This is a genomic window from Photobacterium malacitanum (genome assembly GCF_900185615.1).
Taxonomy (GTDB): domain Bacteria; phylum Pseudomonadota; class Gammaproteobacteria; order Enterobacterales; family Vibrionaceae; genus Photobacterium; species Photobacterium malacitanum.
Map to the genome: position 1 here is coordinate 70,421 of NZ_FYAK01000008.1, position 26,999 is coordinate 97,419.

At 40.9% G+C, this 26,999-nt stretch carries 21 protein-coding genes; 12 read left to right on the plus strand and 9 right to left on the minus strand.

Annotated elements, in window-relative coordinates; genetic code table 11:
* The first annotated feature begins 170 nt into the window (after positions 1-170).
* The 4 genes from PMAL9190_RS15510 (at position 171) to hldE (ending at position 8,037) form a co-directional block, all read left to right on the plus strand.
* Positions 171-1,685, plus strand: coding sequence for a CYTH and CHAD domain-containing protein (locus PMAL9190_RS15510; protein WP_087845973.1), 1,515 nt, complete (start codon positions 171-173; stop codon positions 1,683-1,685).
* A 274-nt stretch (positions 1,686-1,959) separates the two neighbouring features.
* Positions 1,960-3,543 carry a methyl-accepting chemotaxis protein gene (locus PMAL9190_RS15515; protein ID WP_087845974.1) on the plus strand — a complete coding sequence of 528 codons (1,584 nt, stop codon included), beginning with the start codon at positions 1,960-1,962 and terminating at the stop codon, positions 3,541-3,543.
* A gap of 109 nt (positions 3,544-3,652) precedes the next feature.
* On the plus strand, positions 3,653-6,535 hold the full coding sequence (glnE, locus tag PMAL9190_RS15520) for a bifunctional [glutamate--ammonia ligase]-adenylyl-L-tyrosine phosphorylase/[glutamate--ammonia-ligase] adenylyltransferase (RefSeq protein ID WP_087845975.1): 2,883 nt from the start codon (positions 3,653-3,655) through the stop codon (positions 6,533-6,535).
* A gap of 71 nt (positions 6,536-6,606) precedes the next feature.
* Entirely contained in the window at positions 6,607-8,037 is a 1,431-nt protein-coding gene (hldE, locus tag PMAL9190_RS15525) for a bifunctional D-glycero-beta-D-manno-heptose-7-phosphate kinase/D-glycero-beta-D-manno-heptose 1-phosphate adenylyltransferase HldE (RefSeq protein WP_087845976.1), read from the plus strand.
* A gap of 64 nt (positions 8,038-8,101) precedes the next feature.
* Here hldE and tolC read toward each other — a convergent pair whose 3' ends face one another.
* Positions 8,102-9,406 carry an outer membrane channel protein TolC gene (tolC, locus tag PMAL9190_RS15530; RefSeq protein WP_087845977.1) on the minus strand — a complete coding sequence of 435 codons (1,305 nt, stop codon included), beginning with the start codon at positions 9,404-9,406 and terminating at the stop codon, positions 8,102-8,104.
* 322 nt (positions 9,407-9,728) lie between these two features.
* On the opposite strand from tolC, the gene nudF reads away from it, so the two are divergent.
* From nudF to idi, 8 genes are all read left to right on the plus strand, one after another.
* The gene (nudF, locus tag PMAL9190_RS15535; protein ID WP_087845978.1) at positions 9,729-10,364 is read left to right on the plus strand and encodes an ADP-ribose diphosphatase; all 636 of its coding nucleotides are present in this window, start codon (positions 9,729-9,731) and stop codon (positions 10,362-10,364) included.
* A gap of 33 nt (positions 10,365-10,397) precedes the next feature.
* Positions 10,398-10,826: a DUF1249 family protein gene (locus PMAL9190_RS15540; protein ID WP_087845979.1), complete on the plus strand. Its 429-nt coding sequence runs from the start codon at positions 10,398-10,400 to the stop codon at positions 10,824-10,826.
* Between the two features lie 40 nt (positions 10,827-10,866).
* Entirely contained in the window at positions 10,867-11,691 is an 825-nt protein-coding gene (cpdA, locus tag PMAL9190_RS15545) for a 3',5'-cyclic-AMP phosphodiesterase (RefSeq protein ID WP_087845980.1), read from the plus strand.
* Positions 11,691-12,269: an esterase YqiA gene (gene yqiA, locus PMAL9190_RS15550; protein ID WP_087845981.1), complete on the plus strand. Its 579-nt coding sequence runs from the start codon at positions 11,691-11,693 to the stop codon at positions 12,267-12,269. The genes cpdA and yqiA overlap by 1 nt, the downstream gene beginning before the upstream one ends.
* 215 nt (positions 12,270-12,484) lie before the next feature.
* Positions 12,485-14,368 (plus strand): DNA topoisomerase IV subunit B, encoded by a 1,884-nt coding sequence (parE, locus tag PMAL9190_RS15555; RefSeq protein WP_087845982.1) that lies wholly within the window; start codon positions 12,485-12,487, stop codon positions 14,366-14,368.
* Positions 14,369-14,449: 81 nt separating this feature from the next.
* Positions 14,450-16,729, plus strand: a complete 2,280-nt coding sequence (gene parC / locus PMAL9190_RS15560; RefSeq protein WP_087845983.1) for a DNA topoisomerase IV subunit A — start codon at positions 14,450-14,452, stop codon at positions 16,727-16,729.
* A gap of 161 nt (positions 16,730-16,890) precedes the next feature.
* Positions 16,891-17,616 (plus strand): 1-acylglycerol-3-phosphate O-acyltransferase, encoded by a 726-nt coding sequence (locus PMAL9190_RS15565; protein WP_087845984.1) that lies wholly within the window; start codon positions 16,891-16,893, stop codon positions 17,614-17,616.
* 149 nt (positions 17,617-17,765) lie between these two features.
* On the plus strand, positions 17,766-18,299 hold the full coding sequence (gene idi / locus PMAL9190_RS15570) for an isopentenyl-diphosphate Delta-isomerase (protein ID WP_087845985.1): 534 nt from the start codon (positions 17,766-17,768) through the stop codon (positions 18,297-18,299).
* A 54-nt stretch (positions 18,300-18,353) separates the two neighbouring features.
* Here the strand turns inward: idi and PMAL9190_RS15575 are convergent, their stop codons facing one another.
* From PMAL9190_RS15575 to PMAL9190_RS15610, 8 genes are all read right to left on the minus strand, one after another.
* Positions 18,354-18,740 (minus strand): RidA family protein, encoded by a 387-nt coding sequence (locus tag PMAL9190_RS15575; RefSeq protein ID WP_087845986.1) that lies wholly within the window; start codon positions 18,738-18,740, stop codon positions 18,354-18,356.
* A 107-nt stretch (positions 18,741-18,847) separates the two neighbouring features.
* The gene (locus PMAL9190_RS15580; protein WP_087845987.1) at positions 18,848-19,333 is read right to left on the minus strand and encodes an arginine repressor; all 486 of its coding nucleotides are present in this window, start codon (positions 19,331-19,333) and stop codon (positions 18,848-18,850) included.
* Between the two features lie 313 nt (positions 19,334-19,646).
* Entirely contained in the window at positions 19,647-20,114 is a 468-nt protein-coding gene (gene pyrI / locus PMAL9190_RS15585; protein ID WP_065166840.1) for an aspartate carbamoyltransferase regulatory subunit, read from the minus strand.
* A gap of 14 nt (positions 20,115-20,128) precedes the next feature.
* Positions 20,129-21,058, minus strand: coding sequence for an aspartate carbamoyltransferase (pyrB, locus tag PMAL9190_RS15590; RefSeq protein ID WP_065166839.1), 930 nt, complete (start codon positions 21,056-21,058; stop codon positions 20,129-20,131).
* A gap of 429 nt (positions 21,059-21,487) precedes the next feature.
* Positions 21,488-22,498, minus strand: a complete 1,011-nt coding sequence (locus PMAL9190_RS15595) for an ornithine carbamoyltransferase (protein ID WP_087845988.1) — start codon at positions 22,496-22,498, stop codon at positions 21,488-21,490.
* Positions 22,499-22,623: 125 nt separating this feature from the next.
* Positions 22,624-23,538 carry a carbamate kinase gene (gene arcC, locus PMAL9190_RS15600; protein WP_087845989.1) on the minus strand — a complete coding sequence of 305 codons (915 nt, stop codon included), beginning with the start codon at positions 23,536-23,538 and terminating at the stop codon, positions 22,624-22,626.
* Positions 23,539-23,600: 62 nt separating this feature from the next.
* Positions 23,601-24,821 (minus strand): arginine deiminase, encoded by a 1,221-nt coding sequence (gene arcA, locus PMAL9190_RS15605; RefSeq protein WP_065166836.1) that lies wholly within the window; start codon positions 24,819-24,821, stop codon positions 23,601-23,603.
* A gap of 718 nt (positions 24,822-25,539) precedes the next feature.
* Positions 25,540-26,988: a YfcC family protein gene (locus PMAL9190_RS15610; RefSeq protein ID WP_087845990.1), complete on the minus strand. Its 1,449-nt coding sequence runs from the start codon at positions 26,986-26,988 to the stop codon at positions 25,540-25,542.
* Between the last annotated feature and the right edge of the window lie 11 nt (positions 26,989-26,999).

Consider the following 26,999-nt stretch of genomic DNA (forward strand, 5'->3'; position numbering starts at 1 on the left):
AGAGCGCCCGAATAAGGCTAAATCTTGAGCGATGGTCATTGAATCGCGCATGTTAACGTATTAAAGAGTATAGTGGAACCAGTTTTGATCAAGGTTTTATTGATATTTCTCACTTGCCCTTCGGTGAAGAAGCAAATATCCTTGGTTTGCCACCGTTTATAGGTATAACTATGGAAACCGAGATAGAACTGAAGTTTTTTGTCTTACCAGAATTTTCGACTCAGCTATTGGATAAAATTTCCGCAGCTAAAATTCTGCAACAGAGCCATCGTGAGTTAGGTAATGTTTACTTTGACACTCCCGACCAATTATTGCGCCAATATGATATTGGTTTGCGCATTCGTCGTTTTGATGATGTGTTTGTTCAAACATTGAAAACGGCAGGTCGCGTTGTGGCTGGATTACATCAACGTCCAGAATACAATGTTGAAGTAAACAGCACTGAACCAAGTTTAGCACTCCACCCAATGGATGCTTGGCCCCATGGTTTTGATGTTGCTGCAGTACAACAAAACATTAAGCCATTATTTAGTACCGATTTTACTCGTCAGCAATGGTTGGTTGCTATGGCTGATGGGAGTCAAATTGAATTAGCCTTTGATCATGGTGAAGTGAGTGTTGATGATAAGCGCGCACCTATTTGTGAAGTTGAACTAGAGCTAAAATCGGGTCAAACAGATGCATTATTTACGTTAGCACGAGAATTATGTGCTGATGGTGGAATGCGACTAGGTAATCTTAGCAAGGCTGCTCGTGGCTACCGACTTGCTGCTGGTTATCAAGGTGATCCTATTAAGCCATTAGTCTTTGTTGAGACAACGCCGCAAGATTCCGTTGAAGAAACATTTATTCATACCCTTGAGCATGCGCTTGAACATTGGCTATACCATGAACAAATTTATGTGGAGCGCCAAGATCCACAGGCATTAGTTCAAATCTCACAAGCATTAAGTTTATTACGACAAACTTTTGCCACTTTTGGCGGCATTATTCCTCGTCGTGCTAGTGCCTTGTTACGTCAAGAACTGCAATGGTTAGAAGGTGAACTTGATTGGTTAGAAGAAGCCAATAGTATTCAAGAGCTAGTTGATGATAAAGCCTATGTACTGCGTAAACTAAATGTACGTAAAGAGCTACAACAACAATTAGAGCTTCGCTATGTTCAATTGCCTGATAGCGAAATGATGATCCAGTTGATGCGTTCAGCACGCTATTGTGGTTTATTACTTGATTTAAGTCGTTGGATTTTAAGCCGAGGTTGGCAACCTTTTCTTGATGATAAATCTCGCACTAAATTAGCGGCGCCAGTAAAAGCATTTGCGGATAATATGCTAACCCGCTCATGGTCTGAGTTACTAGATGTCTTTCCTGCAGAGCGTCAACTTAGCCGTATTGATTATCTTGATCAAAAACCACGCTTAGTGCGTAATTTGATGAGTGGTATTGCTTTTGCTGGGTTGTATGATGAAGAGCGTCGAGCCTCTTTTAGAATGCCATGGCTAGATTTATTACAAGGCTTAGAAGACTTACGCGAGTTAGAGCCAATTCGACAGTTATTGCCGTTATTTGAAGGTGATGATTTAGCTCAAGTGGAAAAATGGCTGCAACGACAAGAAGAATCACTGCTGCATGCAATGAGTCAGACCCGTCAGATCAGCATTGAGTTAACGCCTTATTGGCCATAATGTCATCTCGATAACCCAGTCTCTTATAATAATAACGCCTCGCTTAATGTGAGGCGTTGTTGTTTCTAGCGTGACAATAATTTCATCATAACAACAGCCATTTGTGGTAAAGATCATGTTTTGAGCGCTCAGTTGTGCTTGGTGCTAAATATTTACTCGTTGATGTCGATAAGGTATGCAGACCATCATGATCTGGTGATGATACTACTGGCTTGCAAATAACACGATCACGCTCAGTGCGAGGGGGTTAAACGTTTGCAATAGGGAGATACAAATGGCAACGCTAATGTTTAAACCATGGGAAAAATGGCTAACAAATCTTAAATTAACCCCAAAACTGATCATGTTAATGGTCGTTAGTACATTATTGTTAATCGGTAAGCAGTTGTGGGATGCCGAGTTATTTTATCAATCTGTTGTCGTCAACCAACAAGCCAAAGTTCAGCAATTAGCGCAGTCTAACGCACAAACGTTAGCGGCATCGATAGCTAACCAACCGTTAGACTCAACGTCACTTGAGCAGCTTTTAACTGCATCAGACTCAAGTAGTAGTGTGTATTTCATTAATTATAAAAATAACATAGAAAAATCTGAATTTAATCAGGTGGTTAATTTAAATCAGCCATTATCAAATGGTCAAACATTGATTAGTCTTCTTAATAGTCACTCCAGTCAGCAGGCCTTTTCGCTACCAGATAACCAAGGCTATGGTTATATTGTTAAATTAGCGAGTGCTAATTTAGCCGTGATTAGTTATCAATCAAACACCGTAGCGTTACATCATTATCAACAATATCTTGTGCAAATTGTATGGCAAACGGGATTGATGATAGTGATTTTTATGGTGGTTTTATTGCTGGCTTCACAGGTTATGTTACGCCAGATTGGTTGTTTAAAACAAAGTATTCAAGCATTAGCTCACAACGACTTATCCCAATCATTACAGATGGAGTGTCGCGATGAGTTTGGTGAATTAAGTCGTGAATTAGAACAAGCCCGTTGCCAGTTAACGGCGGTATTTGTGGCTCAGCGTCAAGCTGCAACTTCGCTATCACAAGCGGCTGAAATGATGTCACTAACCATGGATCAAACCAAAGAGTCTGCGCAAGAAGAGTTTGCTGAAATTGATCAATTAGCATCGGCAATGGCAGAAATGACATCAACAGTACAAACGGTTGCAGGCCATGCACGAGATGCATCAAATGCGACGCTTGATACTTCAGAGCAAGCGGCAACAGGGCAGCAGTTTGTTGGTCGAACTATGGTGACGATTAATCAATTATCTGATGATATTACCCAATCGGCAGCGGCAGTTAATCAGGTTGAAACTCGTGTCGATAAAATAAGCTCTGTTATTGTCACCATTCAAAGTATTTCGGAACAAACTAATTTATTAGCACTTAATGCAGCTATTGAAGCGGCTCGAGCTGGAGATGCAGGGCGTGGATTTGCGGTTGTCGCTGATGAGGTGCGCAACTTAGCCCAACGAACCCAAACTGCAACCGTTGAAATTCAAGATATGATCGCCCAATTACAACAAAGTGCTCAGCAGGCAGTGGCCTTAATGGAACGCAGTGTTGTTGAAGCTGCTGAAGGGGTTGAACTGGTTACCAATGCTGGTGGTGAATTAAATAAAATCGTTGAGCAAATTCAACAGATTAACGATATGAATTTTCAAATTGCCGCGGCTGCTGAACAGCAAAGTACTGTCGCAGATGAGATGAATATCAATTTAACCAATGTACGAGAGCTTGCTAATGGCTCGGTGGGAGTGGTGACAGAGCTTGCCTTTACTGCTGTTGATATGCATCAACAAGCCAACGATCTCGAAACTAAAATAGCGACTTTTAAGGTATAAATCCCCTCACTTAGCCCTCTAGAATAAATTTATAACGCCCGTCAGTTGATGGGCGTTTTTGTATGCTAAATTAGAACTCTTTATCGAGTTACTTGTTCAAGGACAGCACATGGCGATCGAAAAATCATATCCAACTATTCATCATTGTAGCGATTTAGTCGCTGCAGCAGATTTAGCGTGGGAGAAACTTACCCAGCAACAGCCACAACAATTGGCATTGTGGCAAGATGAAGCCCAACATGAATTATACGCGATGTTGGGTTTGAGTGATTTTATTAGTGCTTCTTTACAACAAGATCCTCAATTACTTGAATGGTTGTTTGAGCACTATCTGGATTGTGGAACGATTGATTACCGTGAGTTATTAGCCCAACAACTTGATCAAGTCACCGATGAAGCCAGTTTGATGCGCAGTTTACGTCATTTTAGACGTCGTTATATGACCTTGATTGCGTGGCAAGATTTTAGCCATCGAGTGGAACTAGAGCAAAGTTTAGCGAGCCTATCACAGTTGGCCGAAGCATTAATAATGGAAGCTTATCATTGGCTTTATCAGCAATGTTGCACTGAGTGGGGGACGCCAGTTAATGATCAAGGTGAACCCCAGCCAATGTTAATTTTAGGCATGGGTAAGTTAGGTGGTGGTGAGCTTAACTTCTCATCAGATATTGATCTTATTTTTACCTATCCAGAAAATGGTGAAACCGTCGGTGGTCGCCGTAGCCTCGCTAATGCCCAGTTTTTTACACGTCTAGGGCAGCGGTTGATTAAGGCGCTTGATCAAATCACTTATGACGGTTTTTGCTACCGAGTTGATATGCGCTTGCGTCCTTTTGGTGATAGCGGTCCATTAGTGATGAGCTATGCGGCATTAGAAGACTATTACCAAGAACAAGGCCGTGATTGGGAACGCTATGCGATGATCAAAGCACGAGTAATGGGTAAAGAAAGCTTTAGCCAATATCAAGGCTTACGCCAAATGTTACGTCCGTTTGTGTTTCGACGTTATATTGATTTTAGTGCTATTCAGTCGTTGCGGCGTATGAAGGCGATGATTGGCAGTGAAGTCCGCCGACGTGGACTGACCAATAATATTAAATTGGGCGCTGGTGGTATTCGAGAAGTCGAATTTATTGCCCAGTCTTTTCAATTAATTCGTGGCGGTCGCGAACCAAGTCTACGTGGGCGAGGGTTATTACCGACGTTAGCAGCAATTAAAGCGTTAGCGTTGTTACCTGATACTGATGTTGATGCGTTAACCAGCGGCTATTGTCATTTACGGCGGTTAGAAAATTTATTACAGGCCATTGACGATAAACAGACTCAAACGCTGCCAGATAAGCCGCTCGATCAAGCACGATTAGCATGTGCAATGGCCCAGCCTGATTGGGCATCATTAATGGCCATTACAACTCAGCACATGACCGCCATTCACGCTATTTTTGACGATATTATTGGTCATGACGATCAAGATAGCCAGCAAGAGGTTGCGACGCAATATCATGAAATGTGGGCAATGGTGACTAATGAAGATGTGTTATTAACTATTTTGGCAGAAATTGAAGCTCCAGAACAACAGCAGCAAGCGCAAAATTTAATCTCGTTTAAGCATGAATTGTTTAAGCGTACTTTAGGCCCACGAGGGCGTGAAGCGTTAGCAACACTAATGCCTGAAATTTTAGCGCAAGTGGTATTACGTGACGACGCAGTTAAGCTACTGCCCCGCTTGACCAAACTCATTATTCGAATTGCTACTCGTACCACTTATCTGGAGTTATTAACTGAGCATCCTGTCGCACTTAAACAATTGATTCGATTATGTGCGGCGAGTCCAATGGTCGCTGATCAATTAGCGTTATATCCATTATTATTAGATGAGCTGTTAGATCCTCAACATTTGTATCAACCGACAGAGCTCACCAGTTACCAAGATGAATTGCGTGAATACCTTGCTCGCATTCCAGAAGAGGATATGGAGCAACAGATGGAAGCTATTCGGCAGTTTAAACAGACTCAATTATTGCGTATAGCAGCTGCTGATATCGCTGGTGTGTTGCCATTAATGAAAGTAAGTGATCACTTAACTTATCTTGCTGAAGCGATAATTGCCGCGGTTGTCAATCAGGCATGGTTACAAACGGCAGCTAAATACGGTGAGCCAAGCCATTTACTTGAGCGACAAAGTAAAGGTTTTGCGGTGATTGGTTACGGCAAAGTGGGCGGTTGGGAATTGGGGTATGGTTCTGATCTTGATTTAGTGTTTGTCCATGATTGTCCTGATAATGTTTATACCACTGGTAATAAAGAGATCGATGGACGACAGTTTTATTTACGTTTAGCACAGCGGATCATTCATCTGTTTTCTACCCGTACCGCTTCTGGTGTTTTATATGATGTTGATATGCGATTACGGCCATCTGGCGCATCAGGATTATTAGTTACAACAGTCAGTGCTTTTGGTGAATATCAACAACAACAAGCATGGACATGGGAACATCAAGCCTTAGTTCGTGCACGAATGGTGTATGGGGATGCACAGTTACAAGCGGCTTTTAGCGATGTTCGTCAGCAAGTATTAACGCTTAAGCGTGATTCGGTGCAGCTCGCGAATGATGTCATTACCATGCGCGATAAAATGCGCGTCCATTTAGGCAAGAAAAAAGCGAGTATGTTTGGATTGAAACAAGACCAAGGTGGCATTACGGATATTGAGTTTTTAGCACAATATTTAGTGTTAGCTTATGCTCATCAACAACCAGCTTTAACGCGTTGGTCTGATAACATTCGAATCTTTGATTCACTGGCTGTAACCGACGTTATTGATAGCACTACTGCAACACAATTACAGCAAGCCTATTGTGATATGCGTAATGCCATTCATCGGTTGAGCTTATTAGGATTACCGGCTTATGTTGAACAACAGCAATTTACAGATGAACGCCATACTGTGACGCAAGTGTGGCAGCAATGGTTAGCGCCACATAAGGTTTAGTGACTATCGTGATGCCTCTTGATTTTAGTTTATGTTAGTATTTAAAGGTTGCCATATTCTCGGAGAAAGAAATGAAACTGACGCTGCCTGATTATAACCATGCAGAGGTATTGATTGTTGGCGATGTAATGTTAGATCGCTACTGGACTGGACCGACTGAGCGAATTTCACCTGAAGCGCCAGTGCCCGTGGTTAAGGTTGATCAGATTGAAGAGCGCCCGGGCGGCGCGGCAAACGTGGCAATGAATATTGCAGCGTTAGGTGGCCATGCTAAGTTAATCGGCTTAACTGGAGTCGATGAGCCCGCACGTGCGTTAACCGAAAAACTATCATCACTGAATGTGAGTAGTGATTTTGTTGCGCTAGCTGAGTATCCAACGATCACTAAATTACGAGTGATGAGCCGTGGTCAGCAGTTGATTCGATTAGATTTTGAAGAAGGTTTTCAAAATGTTGACCCAGCGTTAATACTTGAACGTATGCAGCCTGCATTGGCTAATGCGAAAGCTGTGATCTTATCGGATTACGCTAAAGGAGCTTTGGAGCATGTGCAGTCGATGATTCAATTGGCGCGTGCTGCTAACTTACCAGTTTTGATTGATCCTAAAGGGACTGACTTTGAACGTTACCGAGGTGCAACGTTACTAACGCCTAATTTATCTGAATTTAAAGCTGTAGTTGGTAGTGTAAATTCAGAGCAAGAGTTGGTTGAAAAAGGCATGGCGCTTATTGAACGATATGACTTTGATGCGCTGTTAGTAACACGTTCAGAACATGGTATGACTCTGCTTGAAAAAGACTGTGAACCGCTACATATGCCAACGTTGGCGCAAGAAGTTTATGATGTAACGGGGGCTGGCGATACGGTTATTTCTGTATTAGCAGCGTCGCTATCAGCTGGTAAATCGTTGTCTGATTCTTGTAAGTTAGCGAATGCCGCAGCGGGAGTGGTGGTGGCGAAGCTTGGTACCTCAACTTTATCAACCATTGAGTTGACCGAAGCGATTCACGGTAGTCAAGATAGTGGCTTTGGCGTAATCTCTGAACCTATGCTGGTTGAAGCTGTAAAAGCTGCGCGTGCGCGAGGGGAAACTGTCGTTATGACCAATGGTTGTTTTGATATTCTTCACGCTGGCCATGTTGCTTATTTAACGCAAGCGGCAAAGTTAGGTGATCGACTTATTGTTGCTGTTAACTCAGATGATTCAGTTAAAGGTTTAAAAGGCCCTGGCCGACCGGTTAATCCAGAAGATCGCCGTATGGCGGTATTAGCAGGTTTAGGTGCTGTCGACTGGGTAGTTCCGTTTACTGAAGAGACACCGCAACGCTTGATTAGTGAAGTGTTACCGAGCATTTTGGTGAAAGGTGGTGATTACACTCCTGAGCAAATTGCGGGAGGCACAGAGGTGATTGCTGCTGGTGGTCAAGTATTAGTACTTAATTTTGAAGATGGGTGTTCAACCTCGAAAATTATTGAAGCTATTCGTGGCGGACGTGGTTAATCTCAGGATTATTTACAATAAAAAAGCGCCGTTAGGCGCTTTTTTTATATCGATATAATTTGGCTTACTTCGTTTGAATTAAGCCAGCATTAATATCTAATAGATCTTGCTCACTTAGCGTGCCGACAGCTTGTTTCAACTGTAGGCGCGCTAGAATGTAGTCGTAACGCGCATTAGCTAATTCGCTGTTAGCTGAATAGAGACTACGGGTTGAATCTAGGACGTCAACAATAGTACGAGTACCAACATCAAAACCAGCTTCGGTAGCTTCCAATGCAGACTTGGCTGAAACGACTGATTGCTTATAAGCATTAATCGAACCAATTGTGGCATTAATGTTGTTGTAGTAGTTACGGACATCTTTAACTACTGTGCGGTATTGCGCTTCAAGATCTTCACTTGCTGATACATATTTATATTGAGCTTGTTTTACTTGTGAAGACGTATTACCACCGCTGTAAACCGGTAAGTCAAGTTTAATACCAGCAGTTAGATTACCTTGATCAGGTCTTGCTTGAGGGTTTGCACTGGTGTCATCATATTGATAGCCCGACTCAAACGATAGCGTTGGTAAGTGACCTGAGTCTGCAAGTGAAATGTTATCACGTGCGATGTCTTGACCAATACGTGATGCTAATAAGGTTAAGTTTTCAGTTTCAGCATCTTTAACAAGCTTGTCAGCTACTTGTTGTGGCTTACTTGCAGAGAAGCTGGCGGTATTTAACGGATCGAGTGATGAATATGCATGACCTGTAATTTCACGTAATTCTTCATAGCTATTAGCGAGGGTGTTTTTCTTTACAATGATAGATGCAAGTACGGTATCGTATTGTGCTTGAGCATCGTATACATCTGTAATTGCTGATAGACCCACTTCAAAGCGCTGTTTCATTTGTTCTAATTGACGGCCAACCGCGGCTTTTTCTGCTTCACCAAATTTTAAGTCATCTTGGGCTTTTAACACATTAAAATACGCTGATGAAACGCGTAGAATCAGACCTTGTTGTGCAACGGCATAGGCAGCATCACTCTGGCGAGCTTGTTTTTCTGAGATATCAAGACCAACCCAACTGGCACGGTTGTACAATGATTGGCTTAATGTAACGCCACCGGTAAAACCATTATCTTTAGCAGCTTTTGAATCAAGGTAGTAAGTATTATAGCCAGCAGAAAGATTAATTTGTGGCAACAGGGTACTACGTGAAGAATTGATTGCTTCAAAAGCTGCATCTTTATCGGCCGCGGCTTTTAGAAGTGTTGGATCATTTTGCTTGGCTTGCTGATAAATCTGAGCGAGATCGTCAGCCGATGCTGATTGACTGATAGAGCCAATTGCAAGGCTAATAATGATTGGAAGCAATTTTTTCATGGATGCCTTTCCTGGTCTTGCTGACAAAAATGGGAATGAATATAGAGTACAAGCGCTATTTTACCTTAAGCAGGCTTGCTTGAAACTGATCATTACGTAGTTTTACTTAATGATTGTATTTTAGCATTCAACTATAGGCTCATTGTAATCGATTTAATAAACAGCGTGTCAAAAAGATCCATGATATTTGATTGTTTAAACGCTAAAAGTGGAATATTACACTGTTAGTATAAATTTGAAGACTATAACGTGATTTTAATACAATCTGATTGAAATGGATTATTTTTTAATAGTCATATTAGGCTAAAAAGGATATCAGTATATGAAGAAAGCAACAGTGTGTTCATCTTCACAACCACAATTTAATCGTCAAGATATTGAAGTCTTATCAACTCAAACAGTATATGACGGTTTTTTTAAAATGGTGAAATATCGTTTACGGCATAAGCTTTTTGCTGGTGGTTGGAGTGGTGAGTTTGAACGTGAATTGTTTGAACGTGGTCATGCCGCAGCAGTATTACCTTATGATTCAAAGCGGGATAAAGTAGTATTAATTGAACAGTTTAGAGTCGGTGCCATGGCCGCAGATTGCCAGCCGTGGCAGTTAGAAATTATTGCAGGTATGCTCGATCATGAGGAGGAGTCACCAGAGCAAGTTGTGCGTCGAGAGGCGACAGAAGAATCAGGATTAGTATTAGGAAAAACTGAAAAAATATCCCGTTATTTATCCAGTTCAGGTGGTTGCTCAGAAGTGCTTGATATTTTTGTTAGTGATGTTGATAGTCGCTTAGCACAAGGGATCCATGGTGTCGCCAGTGAATCTGAAGATATTCGTGTTCATGTTGTATCACGAAATCAGGCTTATCAATGGCTAGAATCTGGTAAAATTGAAAATGCAGCCACAATTATCGCATTACAATGGTTGCAGCTACATTATCAACGTTTGCAACAGCCATAAAATAAATTATTGTATAATCTATAGGGGAATGATTTGAATAAAAGGTATACTGTTGATTTGACAAGCCTAATGCGCTTGTATGAAACTAATTATGCTAAACTCCTACCGTTATTGCCTCGCAGTGATGAGGTTGGAGATACGCAAGTATATCTCGTGTGTGATGATGCATACCAGTTAACAATTATTGAATCAACCCGTTATACCACTGTGATAACATTAGCTTTGGTTGATATGGATAAGATCGTTGACTATTTAGCGCCATTATTAACAGTACGGTTATATCATGATGCTAAGGTCGCAGAAGTGTGTGCTGCACAGCAGATTTCACGTCTCAAACCAATATATGATTATCCTAACTTGCGTATGCATCAAAAAAATGAGAAACATCAAGTCAACCTTTTCTTAGGTGACTGGTTGAAGCATTGTTTACGCCACGGGCTTAGTAAACAATCCGTTTGTTAATTGAACTTAATTGCTCAGAATAGACAAGGTTTTTGACGTTTTGCAAACCTATTCGCTGCCACAGAGTAACCCCGATAGTGTGGTTCTTTTGCAGATCACCGACACTCACTTGTTTGCCAATGGCTCCGGCTCTTTGCTTGGTGTGGCAACCAAAGACAGTTTTCATGCCGTGCTTAATGGGGTAGACATGGCTGCGCGTCATTTTGATGCCATTGTTGCCACCGGTGATATATCTCAAGATCATACCCCTTATTCCTATCAGCGCTTTGCTGATGGTATTTCACGCTGGTCACAACCGTGTTTTTGGTTACCTGGCAATCATGATTTTCAGCCAACAATGCAATCTATTTTACCGAGTGAGCAAATTAAGCCACACCAACAGGTATTAGTCGGCGAGCATTGGCAAATGATTTTACTAGATAGCCAAGTTCAGGGCGTTCCACACGGTGAAGTTAGCGCCACTCAGCTAGCATTATTAGAGACCGCTTTAGCACGTTACCCTGATCGGTATGCATTAATCTTATTGCACCATCATCCGCTAGAGGCGGGGAGTGCGTGGTTAGATCAGCATCAACTTCATAATAATCATCAATTATGGAATGTGATCGATAAGTACCCACAAGTTAAAGCTGTGCTATGTGGTCATATTCATCAAAATTTAGATCGCATCTATCATGGTGTGCGTGTGCTGGCAACACCATCAACTTGTATTCAGTTTATGCCTGATTCTGATGACTTTGCGTTAGATGATAATAATCCTGGTTGGCGTTATTTAGAACTAACCCGTGATGGAAAAATTATAACCAGTGTGCATCGTGTTGATGGCGATCAATTTAAACCGAAACTTGATGCTGAAGGTTACTGATGCCATCGCTATTGATTTATTTACACGGTTTCAATAGTTCACCATCATCATTGAAAGCGCAGCAAATGATGGCTTATTGTCGTGAACATCGACCTGATATTAAGCTGATAGCTCCGCAATTACCTAGCTATCCGGCGCAAGCTAGCCAATATTTAGCCCAATTGGTTGAGCAATATAATGATCGCTATACGATTGGCATCGTTGGTAGTTCGTTAGGGGGATATTTAAGCGCATGGCTCAGTGAGCGTTATCAGCTACCAGCAGTATTAGTTAATCCTGCGGTTAAGCCTTATCAATTGCTTGTGAATTACTTAGGACCACAACAAAATCCGTATAGCGGTGAAAAGTATGTGTTGGCATCGCAACACATTGATGAGCTAAAAGCGCTTGAAGTGATAAATATTCGTTATCCTCAACAACTATGGGTACTATTGCAACAAGGCGATGAGGTGCTTGATTATCGTCAAGCAGCATCAAAGTATGCACACTGTAGGCTAACAATTGAAGCTGATGGTGATCATAGTTTTTGCCGATTTGAACGTTTTCCCGCCACCATTCTTCAATTCTTAGGGTTATAACCGGACTTATCTGTTCATTGAGTAACGAGATAGGCTACCCTATAAATCAAGTTATGTGCATTAGCATAAAATCGATACCTAGTTTATGTCTCTTTTTAGTCATACTGAAAAGAGACCCGACTCACTGAATGTGAGTTTTCCGCTGACTCTCGCTTGACAACACTGCGAGGGTTACTGACTATTGTTTGCAAAATTTTCTCGTAAATTTCCGTGATATGACAGATCAAAGCTATAACGCCGGAGCCATTGAGGTTCTAAATGGCCTTGAGCCAGTACGCCGCCGTCCGGGTATGTATACCGATACGGTAAGACCTAACCACCTAGGTCAAGAAGTTATCGATAACAGTGTCGATGAAGCCTTGGCTGGACATGCTCGTAAAGTCGAAGTCATTCTTCATGCCGACCAATCATTAGAAGTGATTGATGATGGCCGTGGTATGCCGGTCGATATTCATCCAGAAGAAGGTGTTTCTGGGGTTGAGCTTATTCTATGTAAATTACATGCCGGAGGTAAATTCTCGGGTAAAAACTATCAATTTTCAGGTGGTTTACACGGGGTAGGTATTTCAGTTGTAAACGCCCTTTCTAATCGGGTTGAGGTCACGGTTAAACGTGATGGTCAAGTCTATCAAATTGCCTTTGAAAATGGCGATAAAGTCTCAGAATTAGAAGTTATTGGCACTTGTGGTCGTCGTGCAAAAGGTACCAGAGTACATTTTTGGCCGAACCCTAAATACTTTGATAGTGCTAAGTTTTCTGTTACGCGCCTGAAAAGTAATTTAAAAGCCAAAGCTGTATTGTGTCCTGGCTTAGAAATTATTTTTACCAACAAAATCAATAATGAAACAATACGTTGGTGCTACGAAGATGGTTTGAAAGACTATTTAGCCGAAGGTGTTAAAGGTTATACGTTATTACCAGAGGAGCCATTTACTGGTGTCTTTAGTGGCGCTACTGAAGCGGCTGATTGGGCGTTATTATGGTTGCCAGAAGGCGGTGAACTGATCACTGAAAGTTACGTTAACCTGATTCCAACTGCACAAGGTGGTACTCACGTTAACGGTTTGCGCCAAGGTTTACTTGATGCGATGCGTGAGTTCTGTGAATTCCGTAATTTATTACCACGAGGCGTAAAACTAACAGCTGATGATATTTGGGATCGCTGTGCTTACGTGTTATCGGTAAAAATGCAGGATCCACAATTTGCCGGTCAAACGAAAGAGCGTTTATCGTCACGTCAATGTGCAGCATTTGTTGCTGGCGTAGTAAAAGATGCCTTTAGCTTATGGCTTAATGAACGTCCACAACTAGCAGAGTTATTGGCTGAAGTTTGTATTGCTAATGCCCATCGTCGTATGCGTGCTAGTAAGAAAGTGGTGCGTAAGAAAATTGCTTCAGGCCCTGCTTTGCCGGGTAAATTAGCGGATTGTTCACAACAAGACTTAAACCGCACTGAATTGTTTTTGGTCGAAGGTGACTCAGCGGGTGGTTCTGCTAAACAAGCCCGTGATCGAATGTACCAAGCGATCATGCCATTACGCGGTAAGATATTAAATACTTGGGAAGTTTCCTCTGATCAGGTGTTGGCATCAGAAGAAGTTCACAATATTTCTATTGCATTGGGTATTGATCCAGACAGCGGTGATTTAAGCGGCCTACGTTACGGTAAAATCTGTGTTCTTGCCGATGCGGACTCCGACGGTTTACACATTGCGACCTTATTGTGTGCTTTATTTATGAAGCACTTTGAAGCGTTAGTGCGTGCTGGGCATGTGTTTATTGCAATGCCGCCACTTTACCGTATTGATTTAGGTAAAGAGGTATTTTATGCGCTTGATGAAGCGGAAAAAAATGCCATTCTTGAGCGCCTAAGTGGTAAGCGAGGCAAGGTGAACGTGCAGCGCTTTAAAGGACTGGGTGAAATGAACCCATTGCAATTACGTGAAACTACGATGGATCCTAATACTCGTCGTTTGGTGCAACTGACTATTGATGATGATAGTGAAACCAATGAGATGATGGATATGCTGCTTGGCAAAAAACGCGCAGAAGATCGTCGCCATTGGCTACAAAGTAAAGGCGATATGGCGGAAGTGTAATTCCCCTCCACGTATATTATTTTTTAAATCGGCAAACATTATGTTTGCCGAATCGCATTATTTAAGACGGATTATCTCACGATGACTGATGTCTCTATGGATGGCGTTGAACAGCTTCCACTTAGAAAGTTTACTGAAGACGCTTATTTAAATTACTCCATGTATGTGATCATGGATCGTGCCTTGCCTTTTATTGGTGACGGCTTAAAACCAGTACAACGTCGTATTATTTATGCGATGTCTGAATTAGGTTTGAACGCAACAGCAAAATATAAAAAATCGGCACGTACGGTTGGTGACGTATTAGGTAAATTCCATCCACACGGTGACTCAGCGTGTTATGAAGCGATGGTGCTGATGGCACAACCTTTCTCCTACCGTTATCCTTTAGTCGACGGTCAAGGTAACTGGGGTGCGCCAGATGATCCTAAATCTTTTGCAGCTATGCGTTATACAGAATCACGTTTATCACGTTTTTCCGAAGTATTACTCTCAGAGATAAATCAAGGCACAGCAGATTGGGTACCAAACTTTGACGGTACTATGCTTGAGCCTAAAATGTTACCTGCACGACTGCCGCATATTTTACTGAATGGTATTACCGGTATCGCTGTTGGTATGGCAACGGATATTCCACCGCACAATGTGCGTGAAGTTGCCAATGCTGCTGTGCACATGATTGAGAACCCAAGCGCTGATCTTGATCAATTGATGGAGTTTGTTCAAGGTCCAGATTACCCAACCGAAGCTGAGATCATCACTTCAAAATCAGATTTAAAGAAGATGTATGCCACTGGCCGTGGTAGCGTAAAAATGCGCGCAATTTGGCATAAAGAGAATGGTGATATTGTTATTACTGCACTGCCTCATCAAGCATCGGGTGCTAAATTATTGGAGCAAATTGCAGCGCAAATGCGGGCTAAAAAGCTGCCAATGGTGGAAGATTTACGTGATGAATCTGATCATGAAAATCCGACTCGAATTGTGATTGTGCCACGCACTAATCGTATTGATTGCGATCAGTTGATGAATCATTTATTTGCATCAACAGATTTAGAAAAAAGTTTTCGCGCTAACATTAACATGCTTGGTCTAGATGGTCGTCCACAAGTAAAAGGCTTGGTGACAATTATCAAAGAATGGCTTGAGTATCGTCGTGGTACCGTACGTCGTCGTTTGCAATATCGTCTTGATAAAGTTATCGCTCGATTACATATTTTAGAAGGTTTATTGGCGGCTTACCTTAATATTGATGAAGTGATTGAGATCATTCGTAGTGAAGATGATCCAAAAGCTGAATTAATGTCACGCTTTGATTTAAGTGCAACTCAAGCCGATGCTATTTTAGAAATAAAACTACGTCAGTTAGCTAAGCTTGAAGAAATTAAGATCCGTGGTGAATTAGATGAGTTAGCTAAAGAGCGTGATCAACTTGAAAAGCTGCTCGGTTCTGAGCGCCGTTTAAATACTTTGATCAAAAAAGAAATTATCGCAGATGCTGAAAAGTATGGTGATGATCGTCGTTCACCATTGGTTGAGCGAGCAGAAGCTAAAGCAATGACGGAACGTGACTTACTACCAAGTGAAGCGATTACCGTAGTGCTGTCAGACAAAGGCTGGATCCGTCATGCTAAAGGGCATGACGTTGATCCTGTGACATTAAATTATAAGTCAGGTGATAATTACCTTGCCCATGCTCGCGGTAAGAGCAATCAACCAGCTATATTCTTAGGCTCTGATGGACGCAGCTATGCACTTGAATCACATAGCTTGCCATCGGCACGTAGCCAAGGTGAACCGATCACTGGTCGTTTAAACCTAACCCCTGGCACGAATATGCGCCAAGTTATGATGGCTGAAGATGATCAGTTATGGCTTATGGCATCGGATGCTGGTTATGGCTTTATCTGTAAGAGCAGTGATATGGTATCTAAAAATAAGAGCGGTAAAGCCTTATTAACTGTACCTGAAAATGCATTGGTTTTACCGCCTCAACCAATTACAGATCTTAATAATGATCAAATTATGGCGATCACCAATGAAGGTCGAATGTTGTTATTCCCGATAAAAGACTTACCACAACTAGGTAAGGGAAAGGGCAATAAGATCATCAATATTCCATCTGCACGCTCAAAAGCTCGCGAAGAATTCTTATCTTATTTGGTCGTTCTAACTGCGGATAGCCATGTTACTTTGTATGCAGGTAAACGTAAGTTAAGCTTAAAACCAACGGATCTTGAAAACTTCCGTGGTGAGCGAGGTCGCCGAGGATCGATGTTACCACGTGGATTACAGCGTGTGACTGAGATTGATATTGACTCACCGCAAACACTCACTGATGGGCAAGTTATCGAGAATTAATACTCGTTATATAGACAACAGAACCCTCATTTATTGGGGGTTTTAAATGATTTATTTGCGTGAGTTGTGTTGCTGTTGGGTAACTGTTAACCCACATAAGAGGTGTAATTTTCCTTGCTGTGGGTATACTAGCGCACACTTGTTCGCTGAGGAATGTTTGAATGATTTATATTTTACGCCTGATTGCGATCGCAATTTTTGCCATCGTAACCTTTGTCTTTGGCTGTGGTTATTGTTTATTAAGTCCACGTAATCCTAAACATGTGTATACTTTTGGACGTCTGTTTAGCAAGATGTCACGTGTGTTAGGGATTAAGCTTGAAATTCGTTACGCTGACGGTGCTGAGCAAGTAGGCTCTGCTGTTTATATTGCTAACCATCAAAATACTTATGATTTATTTACTGTTTCTGGTGCAATTATGCAACGTACCGTGACGGTTGGTAAAAAAAGTTTAGTCTGGATCCCATTATTTGGGCAGTTATACTGGATCACTGGTAATATTCTTATTGATCGTGCAAATCGCAGTAAAGCAGTAGGTACTATTGGTCAAGTAGTTGAAAAAATCAAAAAAAACAAAGTGTCTGTATGGATGTTTCCTGAAGGTACTCGCTCACGTGGCCGTGGTTTACTACCGTTTAAAACCGGTGCATTTCATGCTGCGATTGGTGCTCAAGTACCGATTGTACCGATTGTGTGTAGTTCAACCGATAAAGTAAGACTTAACCGCTGGAACAATGGTGTGGTGATTGTTGAACTAATGAAGCCAATCAGCACTGTAGGGTTAGAAAAAGAAGATGTGCGTAAATTATTAACCCAAAGCCGTGACATAATGGCCGCTAAACTAGAACAATTGAATAAAGAAGCCGCAGAGCGCAATAAACATTAATTTTAGTTATTTAATGTTTAATTAATATAATAAAAAGATATATTATAACGGTTATTAACAAGGATATGTTTTCTGAACATGTCCTTGTTTTGTTTTATTGTTAGTGAATAACAATAAACATTATTTAGTGATAGAAGTAGAAGATAATCATGACTGAAGAATATGTAGTGTTAGTAGATGAGCAAGGCCACGAACTTGGTTTACAAGAAAAAATGCAAGCTCACCGTGATGGTGCACTGCATTTGGCTTTTTCAGTATTACTTTACCGTGATACGGCTTCTGGACGTGAATATTTATTACATCAACGGGCATTAGAAAAATATCACAGTGGTGGTTTATGGACTAATACTTGTTGTTCTCATCCTCGCCAAGGGGAAACAATGAGTCAGGCTGGTGTACGTCGCTTACAAGAAGAAATGGGTATTACTTTAACAACCAGCTTAACGGATGTTGGTGATTTCTGTTATTTCGCTAATTTAGATCATCAGTTGATCGAACATGAATTAGATCATGTGCTAATTGCTAATGGCGAAGGGTTGGTGTTTACACCTAATCCGGCTGAAGTTATGGCATATCGTTGGTGGTCTACGGCGGAATTAGCATTGCAATTACAGCAGGCACCACAGTTGTTTACGGCATGGTTTGCACAAGTGTTAGACCTTGCAGAGCAAACATATCGTTAGTTATTGCGGTAAACAGCGATCACTAATTTCAGTCTCGTGATCGCTATTTCAGCATTATTTGCGTACAGCAATCGCTTCAATTTCAATTTTCACATCTTTAGGTAGACGCGCAACCTCAACACAAGAACGAGCAGGATAAGGCGCATTATGTTCATCAAAGAATGCACCATAGACTTCATTTACCGCACCAAAATCATTCAGATCTTTCACAAATACCGTCATCTTAACGATATCAGCAACACTTAAGCCTGATGCTTCTACAACCGCTTTAACGTTATCTAATGATTGACGTGTTTGAGCTGCAATATCTTCTGCAACGTCACCTGTTAGTGGGTTTACTGGAATCTGACCTGATGTCATTACCATGTTACCAAGATCAACACCTTGTACATAAGGACCGATCGCTGCAGGCGCTTGCTCTGTATGAAGAATTTTTGTCATGAGTTATCCTATTTATGATCATTAAAAGGCGTAATAATTACCTTTAACCATGGATTGATATGGGGGCAATAAACCTATATTCAACTAATAATGATCGTTATCAATGGCTACTGTAGTCCTAAACGTTGTTTTACAACCAACAGGCATTGGTTAATGCGTGTAATGTCTTTGGGCGCAACCATAACGGTATCATTACCGCCAATGGTGCCTAATATATCCACATGAGGTTGCATATCGATTAATCTTGCTACTAATTGTGCACCTCCTGGATGGGTTTTTATCACTACAACTAACTGGTTGTGACTAACAAATTCAATTTGTGATGCAATCGAAGCATTAATTTTAATGGGTTCATTTTCAGCAGTTAGACAATAAATTTTTTTACCAGCAGCATTAGGCACCTTAGCAACACCAAGCCTTAATAGTAGCCGTGATACCGTTGATTGACTGATATCATGAAAACCTAATTGAATTAACTGTTCTCGAATATCATCTTGTGTTGTAAAACTTTGCTGTTGTAATAAGCGTTTACATGCTGATGTCATATTATCATTACAATAATTATGATCGATTGCTGGGGCTTGGGTATCCATGCTTGGTCACTCCTTGGCAATGTATGGATCAATAATACATTGGACAATACAGGTTATTGGTGTCGCTATTATGAGGCTGTAGTTGGTGCTATTAATGTGTGTAGTTGCATACTAATGGTAGCAATTATAATGTAGCGGAGATATGACCATTATCACCAAATAACAAACGTTATAGGTAATTATTGTAGTGAATGATAGTAATGTGATGCTAGTTTGCGTTATAGATTACTTTTTCCTAAAAAATACCCAGTAATGATAATGACGTGTTTGAGTGAGTTGTCATCACTAATTACTGGGTAAGATATAGTCTGTTTTAGCTATTAGATTCAGTCACGATTTGGCGTGAGAATACTTTTTCGCAGTACTTACATTTTAATTGAATATCAGCTTTTTTAGTCAATACCTTAAAGCCACTATTAACCGGTTCACCATGTGAAATACAGTTGCTATTTGGGCATTTAAAAATGGTGCTGATAAATTCAGGTAGTGATAAGTTAAGTTTCTTTACTACCGCATAATTTTCAATTTGATTGACTGTAGCCTGTGGCGCGTAAAGCGCTAATTGGTTGGCCTGATCTTCGCTAACAAACACATTTTCAATCTTGATTAGATCTTTAGCACCTAATGCTGATGAGGGTAAATTAAGACCAATAGTCACGCGTTCGTTAGTGCCGTCAATATTAAATAATTTCAGGATTTTAATACCAACATTTGCAGGAATATGATCGATAACGGTGCCGTTTTTAATTGCTTCAACTTTGAGTTGGGTCTCTTTAACCATGATCGTCATTCCTCTTATAGGGTTTCATTAAGTACAAGTGCAAGTAACGCTTGACGTGCATAGACGCCATTTTCAGCTTGTTGGAAGAAATAAGCATGCTTAGTCTTATCAACATCAACCGTAATTTCATCAACCCGTGGTAGCGGATGTAATACCTTTAAATTGTCACGGGCGTTGTCTAGCATGCTCGCTGTAAGGATATAGGCTGCTTTCATGTGTACATATTCCGACTCATCAAAACGCTCTTTTTGTACACGAGTCATGTAAAGAATATCGAGCTCAGGGATCACATCTTCCATGTTGCTGTGTAAGCTATAGCTAATTCCAGCGTCATCTAATTCTTCGCAAATATAATCAGGCATAGCCAATACTTCTGGTGCGATGAAGAAGAATTTAACATCATTAAACTTTGACAGTGCTTGAGTGAGTGAATGCACTGTACGGCCGTATTTTAAATCACCGACAAAGGCAATATTAATTCCATCTAATCGACCTTGAGTTTCATAGATAGTAAACAGATCCAATAATGTTTGGGTTGGATGTTGATTGGCGCCATCACCACCATTGATAACCGGGACACCATTAGAAAATTCAGAGGCTAACCGAGCAGCACCTTCTTGTGGATGACGCATAACAAATGCATCAACATAAGAGGTAATCACCTGTACCGAATCCGATAATGTCTCGCCTTTATTGGCAAGCGAAGTGTTTCCTGGAGAGTCAAATCCGACCACAGTACCGCCTAGGCGTTGGATAGCCGTTTCAAAAGAAAGACGGGTACGGGTTGAAGGTTCAAAGAAGCAACTGGCAATGACTTTATTTTGCAGTAACGTTGGGTTTGGCTCCGCTTTTAGTCTTGCAGCAGTATCAACAATAAGCTCTAGTTCAGCACGATTAAGCTCGGGGATGGAAATAATATGCTTTTTAAACAGCGAATTAGCCATGGCTTCTTTCCCTATGATGGTGTGATTAAATTGAATTTTTGGTGTTGCTAAATTTTAGGCAAAAAAAAGCCCCCTACTTAAAGGAGGCTTTTTTTTGAAAAATAGTAAAAATAAAATAACCAACCATCATCAAAGGATGATTACAGCAGCTTAATTTTGCGGTGATGGCAGGTTTCATTTTTTATCTCTTGCTGGGCAAATTGCAAGGATTATACCGTCTATTTTTTATGGCGCAAGCGTTTGCGTTAACTATTCAACGGATGGATTTTTATGCAATTATAGCGTTGCTATTGTAATGTTTATTTCTGTTTATATGATTGAAATTAAAGGTTTTTTGTTTGGTGTTAAAAAACATGGTTGAAACAATATGCAACTGCCGCTCAAGTGAGCGGCAGTAGAATTATAGTGGCAGCATTTAAGCCTGAGTGCTTAGTTTCCTAGTGTCGCAACCATTACTGCTTTAATCGTGTGCATGCGGTTTTCTGCCTCATCAAATACAATTGAATGTGATGATTCAATCACTTCATCGGTCACTTCCACCCCTTTTGATAATACTGGATACGCTTGAGCTAATTCTTTACCAACAGCGGTATCTTCACCATGGAAAGCGGGTAAACAGTGCATAAATTTCACATGTGGATTTCCCGTCGCTTTTAACATTGCCATGTTGACTTGATATGGGAGCATTAAATTAATTCGCTCTGCCCATGCTTCTTTAGCTTCACCCATTGATACCCAGACATCAGTGTAAAGGAAGTCACAGCCTTGAACACCCTCTTGAACATCTTCTGTCATGGTAATTTTAGCCCCTGTTTCAGCTGCAATTGCACGGCATTGGGCAACAAGTTCAGCATCTGGCCAAAATGTTTTTGGTGCCACTAGACGAATGTCCATTCCCATTTTCGCAGCACCAACCATTAATGAATTACCCATGTTATTGCGTGCATCACCAAGGTAAGCAAATGACATTTGGTGTAATGCTTTACCACGGCCGTGTTCTTGCATGGTTAGAAAGTCAGCTAGAATCTGCGTAGGGTGGAATTCATCGGTTAAACCATTCCATACTGGCACACCAGCATAGGCACCAAGCTCTTCAACAATGGCCTGTCCAAAGCCACGGTACTCAATACCATCGTACATACGGCCTAATACGCGAGCGGTGTCTTTCATTGATTCTTTATGGCCAATCTGAGAACCAGAAGGGCCTAAATAAGAAACTTGAGCACCTTGGTCAAAAGCAGCGACTTCAAATGCGCATCGAGTACGGGTTGAGGTTTTTTCAAAGATCAACGCAATGTTTTTACCTTTAAGGCGTGGTTGCTCATAACCATTGTATTTTGCTTTTTTTAATTCAGCCGAAAGCTCAAGTAAATGTTGAATCTCACGAGGAGTGAAATCAAGTAATTTTAGGAAGTTACGATTACGAAGATTAAAAGCCATGATGTATCCCTCTTAAGGTTCAGTATCTCTTCGACTGAATCTTGTATGTTATGATTAAGTTACTCGATAATGTTCAATGTTAATATTATGTTTATCTTATTTCTTGTCGTTTGTGAATGGTTATTCTACTTGTCTGCAATAATATTTGTTCCAGCGAGACCTTTGAGGATCTCTAAGCCGTCATGCAGTGCACCGATACCGACCAATTTTCCACCTTGTTTAATAAATTCGCATGAGGCTTCGATCTTGGGACCCATAGAGCCAGCATCAAAACTGTATTGTGATAATGCGCGTGGTGTGGTGTTGGTAATGGCTTTTTGGGTTGCCTTACCCCAATCAAGATAAACAGCGTCTGCATCGGTTAAAATAAGCAGTGCATCAGCATTTAACTGCTTAGCGAGATAAGCGGCTGACATGTCTTTGTCGATTACCGCTTCAACACCGACCAGTTTGTTATTTTCGCGTTTAACCGGAATACCGCCGCCACCAGTACAAATGACTAAGTGATCGCGTTTAATTAAGGTTTCGATGGCATCGCATTCAACAATACCAATCGGTTGTGGGCTCGGCACCACGCGACGGAAATATTGGCCGTCAGCTTTTACAGTCCAGTGAAACTTCTCTGCTAACTCACGCGCTTCAGCCTCTTGATACACAGGGCCAATAGGCTTAGTTGGATCGGCAAAAGCAGGATCTTGTGGATCAACGAGCATTTGAGTGAGCATGCAAGATACATCTTGTTGTGGCAGTAAGTTTTTCAGTTCTTGCATTAAGATGTAACCGATCATACCTTGGGTTTCTGAGCCTAATACGTCTAATGGATAAGGCATGACTTTTTTATATTCCAACCCTTGCAGCGCCAGTAGCCCTACTTGTGGACCGTTGCCATGCACGAGAACCACATTATATTGCTGGGCAATTTCTGCGATGGTTTTAGCTGCTGTGGCAATGTTTTGACGTTGAATACTGGCCTCTAAAGGCTCACCGCGGCGTAATAAGGCGTTACCACCAAGGGCAACAACAACAGTTTGTTTGGTCATAGCTGTGTATCTCCACGTTTATTGGTGGCTGGTCGGTAGGCGCCCCAGCCTTTGTTATTGGGTTAAATACCATCACGCTCAATTGGGCAACTCATGCAGCGAGCACCACCACGGCCACGACCAAGTTCATCACCAGGAATTGGAAGTACTGTGATGCCAGCTTTATCGTACTTTTCATTGGTGTAAGTGTTGCGTTCATAACCAATAACGACACCAGGACTTACCGTTAATACGTTGTTAGCATCGTTCCATTGCTCACGTTCAGCTTCAAAGTTATCGCCACCGGTGGTAATTAAATTAAGCTGATCAACGCCTAAAGCTTTTTCGATAGCATGGACAAAATAGTTTTCTTGTTTGGCTTTAACACTGCCATAAGCATCACCAGTGAGACTCCAGCATTGAACGTCTTTACGGATCACTTCTGGATAAACAGAAAAGGTATCTTCACGCATGTGGGTCATCACTGTATCGAGGTGCATGCATGAGCGGTGTTTTGGTAATTCCATCGCGATGACTTGCTTGGCTTGACCGTGTTTAAATAGGCTGGCAGCTAATGCTTCAACACCTTGTGGTGTAGTACGCTCTGACATACCGATTAATACGCTGCCTTTTCCTATAACTAAAACATCACCGCCTTCAATGGTAGATTTGTCATAAGCATTTTGATCATCGCCAAAATACTTAATGAAATCTTGGCCAGCAAAGGTTGGATGCCAGCGGTAAATAGCGCGTAAATGGTTAGTTTCACGCTGACGTGCTTCTTTAGCCATTGGGTTAATAGACACACCGCCATACACCCAGCATGAGGTATCACGAGTAAAAAGATGATTTGGTAATGGCTTGATAATAAAATCACAAGGCGAATGCATCTTTTGCATAATAGAAGAAGATTGCAGTGGTAATTCAGCGTAACTTAACCCACCTAATAAAATTGATGCTAGTTCAGCATGAGGTAAATCAGCTAAGAAGCAGCGAATATCATTAGCAAAGGTATCACCAAAACGGTAATTTGAGATTTGAGTTGATAACAGCCAATCTTTAGCTTCTGGAATAGCTAACGTTTCGCTTAACATGGTTTGCAATAATAAAACCTCAACACCTTGTTGGCGTAAAGTATTAGCAAAGACATCATGTTCTTTACCTGCTTTCTCAACAGATAAAACATCATCAAATAATAAATCTTGGCAATTAGAAGGTGTAAGATTATTTAAAGCACGCTCTGGACGATGAATGAGTACGCGGCGTAGTTGACCTATTTCAGAACCCACATAAAAGTTACTCATGATAGTATCTCTCTATATATGCCTGTCAGTGATTGGCTATGTTTAAAGTTACGAAGCGTTAAATAAGTATTACGTGTTGTTGATGTTATTGATTCTACGTGGTTGGTTTTATTTATATAAGACCGTTATCACACTTTAATTATTAATTACTTAGCTGGTTTGAGATGGTTATTTACCAAAAAAGAGTATAAGTAAATAAAGATGGTTACCGATTTATTATGTGTTTATGCTGTTTTTTTAAAGGTAAGTTTGTTTTCAAGTTGTTGTTTTTGTTGTTCATTTTATTTTAATATAAAATGTTATGCACTTAATTTGATAAATTAAGTATTAATAGCTGAGAATATTATTCAATGAATATGCGTAGATATATTAAATAACCCCTACTTTTATATTTTAAATAATGCTTCTATGTGTTTTTTGTGATGAGGATTTATTATTTTATTTAATGATGTGGTGTTATTTTTTTATTTTAAATATGTTGTCTGAGAGAAATAGAGAAATAGAGAAATAGAGAAATAGAGAAATAGAGAAATAGAGAAATAGAGAAATAGAGAAATAGAGAAGAGAATATATTGGCTGTAAGGCTAACGGTGTAAATAATTAACTATTGCTGTAAGTGAAGCGTAATAACAAGCTGATTATAGTTATCAGCATAATAAAAAACCGCCCGTAGGCGGTTTTTTATTAATGAGGAAATTTTACAGGGTAAATGAGTAAGCTAGACTAATATTACGCCAATACTTAAAACTATCATCGTAAATACAATAATAATACCCAGTAATGGTGCGACCCATTTTAACCATCTTACATACGGAACACGGGCAATAGCCAGTCCTCCCATAACCACAGCTGAGGTCGGTGTAACTAGATTAACCACGCCTGATGCTGATTGATAAGCGGTGACAACCAGATCGCGGCCTACACCTGAAAAATCAGCTAATGGTGCCATGATTGGCATGGTTAATACTGCTAAACCTGAGGTCGATGGCACTAAAAATGACAGTAATATCTCTAAAATATACATCACATTAATAAACACCACCGCAGATAACCCAGTAACGATATGTTCGGCTGAGTTTAAAATGGTGTCAGTGATCATACCGCGATCCATGATCACCACAATGCCGCGAGCGATACCGATAATCAATGCCACGCCAAGTAGATCGCGCGCACCATCAATAAAGCTAGTAGAAAAATCCTCCTCGCTCATGCGTGATACCAAGCCAATCAAAATAGAGGCGCCGAGGAACATTGCTGATATTTGTGGCATCCACCAACCCGCGATGGCAACGCCATAAATCATCACCGCAAAAGAGAGACCAAAAATAGCCAAAATAACTTTACGGGTAGTAGTGAACTCAAGCATTTGATCTGATTGATTACTTAAGAAGTGGGCTTTATTTTGTTCATATTGGTCATACACAATTGATTTAGTTTGATCTTCTCGCACCATTTTTGCGTAGCGCATAACATAACCGACACAGATTAACCAACCGATAGTGAGGATAATAACCCGTAACATAATGCCATCAGTAAAAGGGATCCCAGCAGCATTAGACGCAATAACAGTAGCAAAAGGATTGATGGTTGAGCCGAGGGTGCCGATGCCTGCTCCCAATAATACTGTCGCAGCAGCAACCAAAGGATCAAACCGTGCAGCCATCATCACAGGAACTAGCAGGGTATAAAAAGGTAATGACTCCTCAGCCATGCCATAAATAGTACCGCCAGCGGCAAACAGCCCCATTAAAATTGGGATCATTAATTCTTCTTTACCATGTAAGCGGGCAGTGACACGCTCTATACCTGCATCAATTGCCCCGGTTTTAGTTACTAGTCCTAAAAAGCCACCAATAATTAAAATAAACAATGACACATCAATCGCTGCGGCCTCATAAGATTGATGGTTATAGAATCCATCAATAGGGGCCAGTAGTACATCTATAACGCCCTGAGGGTTACTTTCTACCGCTTTATAAGTACCTGTAATTGGCACTTCTTTACCCAATTCTGCATTCATTTGACGATCATATTGCCCAGCAGGTACCACCCATGTCAGGGCGGCAACAAACGCAATTAGAGTAAATAAAATGGTGTAAGCCGATGGGAATTTTAATTGAGCAAAAAAGCTTTTCTTTTGTGGTTTAATTTCGGTGTGTGTCGTCATGGTTATCTCCT

Coding starts and splice junctions, on each gene's coding strand:
- hldE (WP_087845976.1), top strand. CDS start 6,607: ATGAAACTGACGCTGCCTGATTATAACCATGCAGAGGTATTGATTGTT.
- PMAL9190_RS15580 (WP_087845987.1), bottom strand. CDS start 19,333: ATGGATACCCAAGCCCCAGCAATCGATCATAATTATTGTAATGATAAT.
- tolC (WP_087845977.1), bottom strand. CDS start 9,406: ATGAAAAAATTGCTTCCAATCATTATTAGCCTTGCAATTGGCTCTATC.
- arcC (WP_087845989.1), bottom strand. CDS start 23,538: ATGACCAAACAAACTGTTGTTGTTGCCCTTGGTGGTAACGCCTTATTA.
- pyrB (WP_065166839.1), bottom strand. CDS start 21,058: ATGGCTAATTCGCTGTTTAAAAAGCATATTATTTCCATCCCCGAGCTT.
- pyrI (WP_065166840.1), bottom strand. CDS start 20,114: ATGGTTAAAGAGACCCAACTCAAAGTTGAAGCAATTAAAAACGGCACC.
- glnE (WP_087845975.1), top strand. CDS start 3,653: ATGGCGATCGAAAAATCATATCCAACTATTCATCATTGTAGCGATTTA.
- yqiA (WP_087845981.1), top strand. CDS start 11,691: ATGCCATCGCTATTGATTTATTTACACGGTTTCAATAGTTCACCATCA.
- nudF (WP_087845978.1), top strand. CDS start 9,729: ATGAAGAAAGCAACAGTGTGTTCATCTTCACAACCACAATTTAATCGT.
- idi (WP_087845985.1), top strand. CDS start 17,766: ATGACTGAAGAATATGTAGTGTTAGTAGATGAGCAAGGCCACGAACTT.
- PMAL9190_RS15565 (WP_087845984.1), top strand. CDS start 16,891: ATGATTTATATTTTACGCCTGATTGCGATCGCAATTTTTGCCATCGTA.
- PMAL9190_RS15515 (WP_087845974.1), top strand. CDS start 1,960: ATGGCAACGCTAATGTTTAAACCATGGGAAAAATGGCTAACAAATCTT.
- PMAL9190_RS15610 (WP_087845990.1), bottom strand. CDS start 26,988: ATGACGACACACACCGAAATTAAACCACAAAAGAAAAGCTTTTTTGCT.
- arcA (WP_065166836.1), bottom strand. CDS start 24,821: ATGAGTAACTTTTATGTGGGTTCTGAAATAGGTCAACTACGCCGCGTA.
- PMAL9190_RS15595 (WP_087845988.1), bottom strand. CDS start 22,498: ATGGCTTTTAATCTTCGTAATCGTAACTTCCTAAAATTACTTGATTTC.
- PMAL9190_RS15575 (WP_087845986.1), bottom strand. CDS start 18,740: ATGACAAAAATTCTTCATACAGAGCAAGCGCCTGCAGCGATCGGTCCT.
- PMAL9190_RS15510 (WP_087845973.1), top strand. CDS start 171: ATGGAAACCGAGATAGAACTGAAGTTTTTTGTCTTACCAGAATTTTCG.
- parC (WP_087845983.1), top strand. CDS start 14,450: ATGACTGATGTCTCTATGGATGGCGTTGAACAGCTTCCACTTAGAAAG.
- parE (WP_087845982.1), top strand. CDS start 12,485: ATGACAGATCAAAGCTATAACGCCGGAGCCATTGAGGTTCTAAATGGC.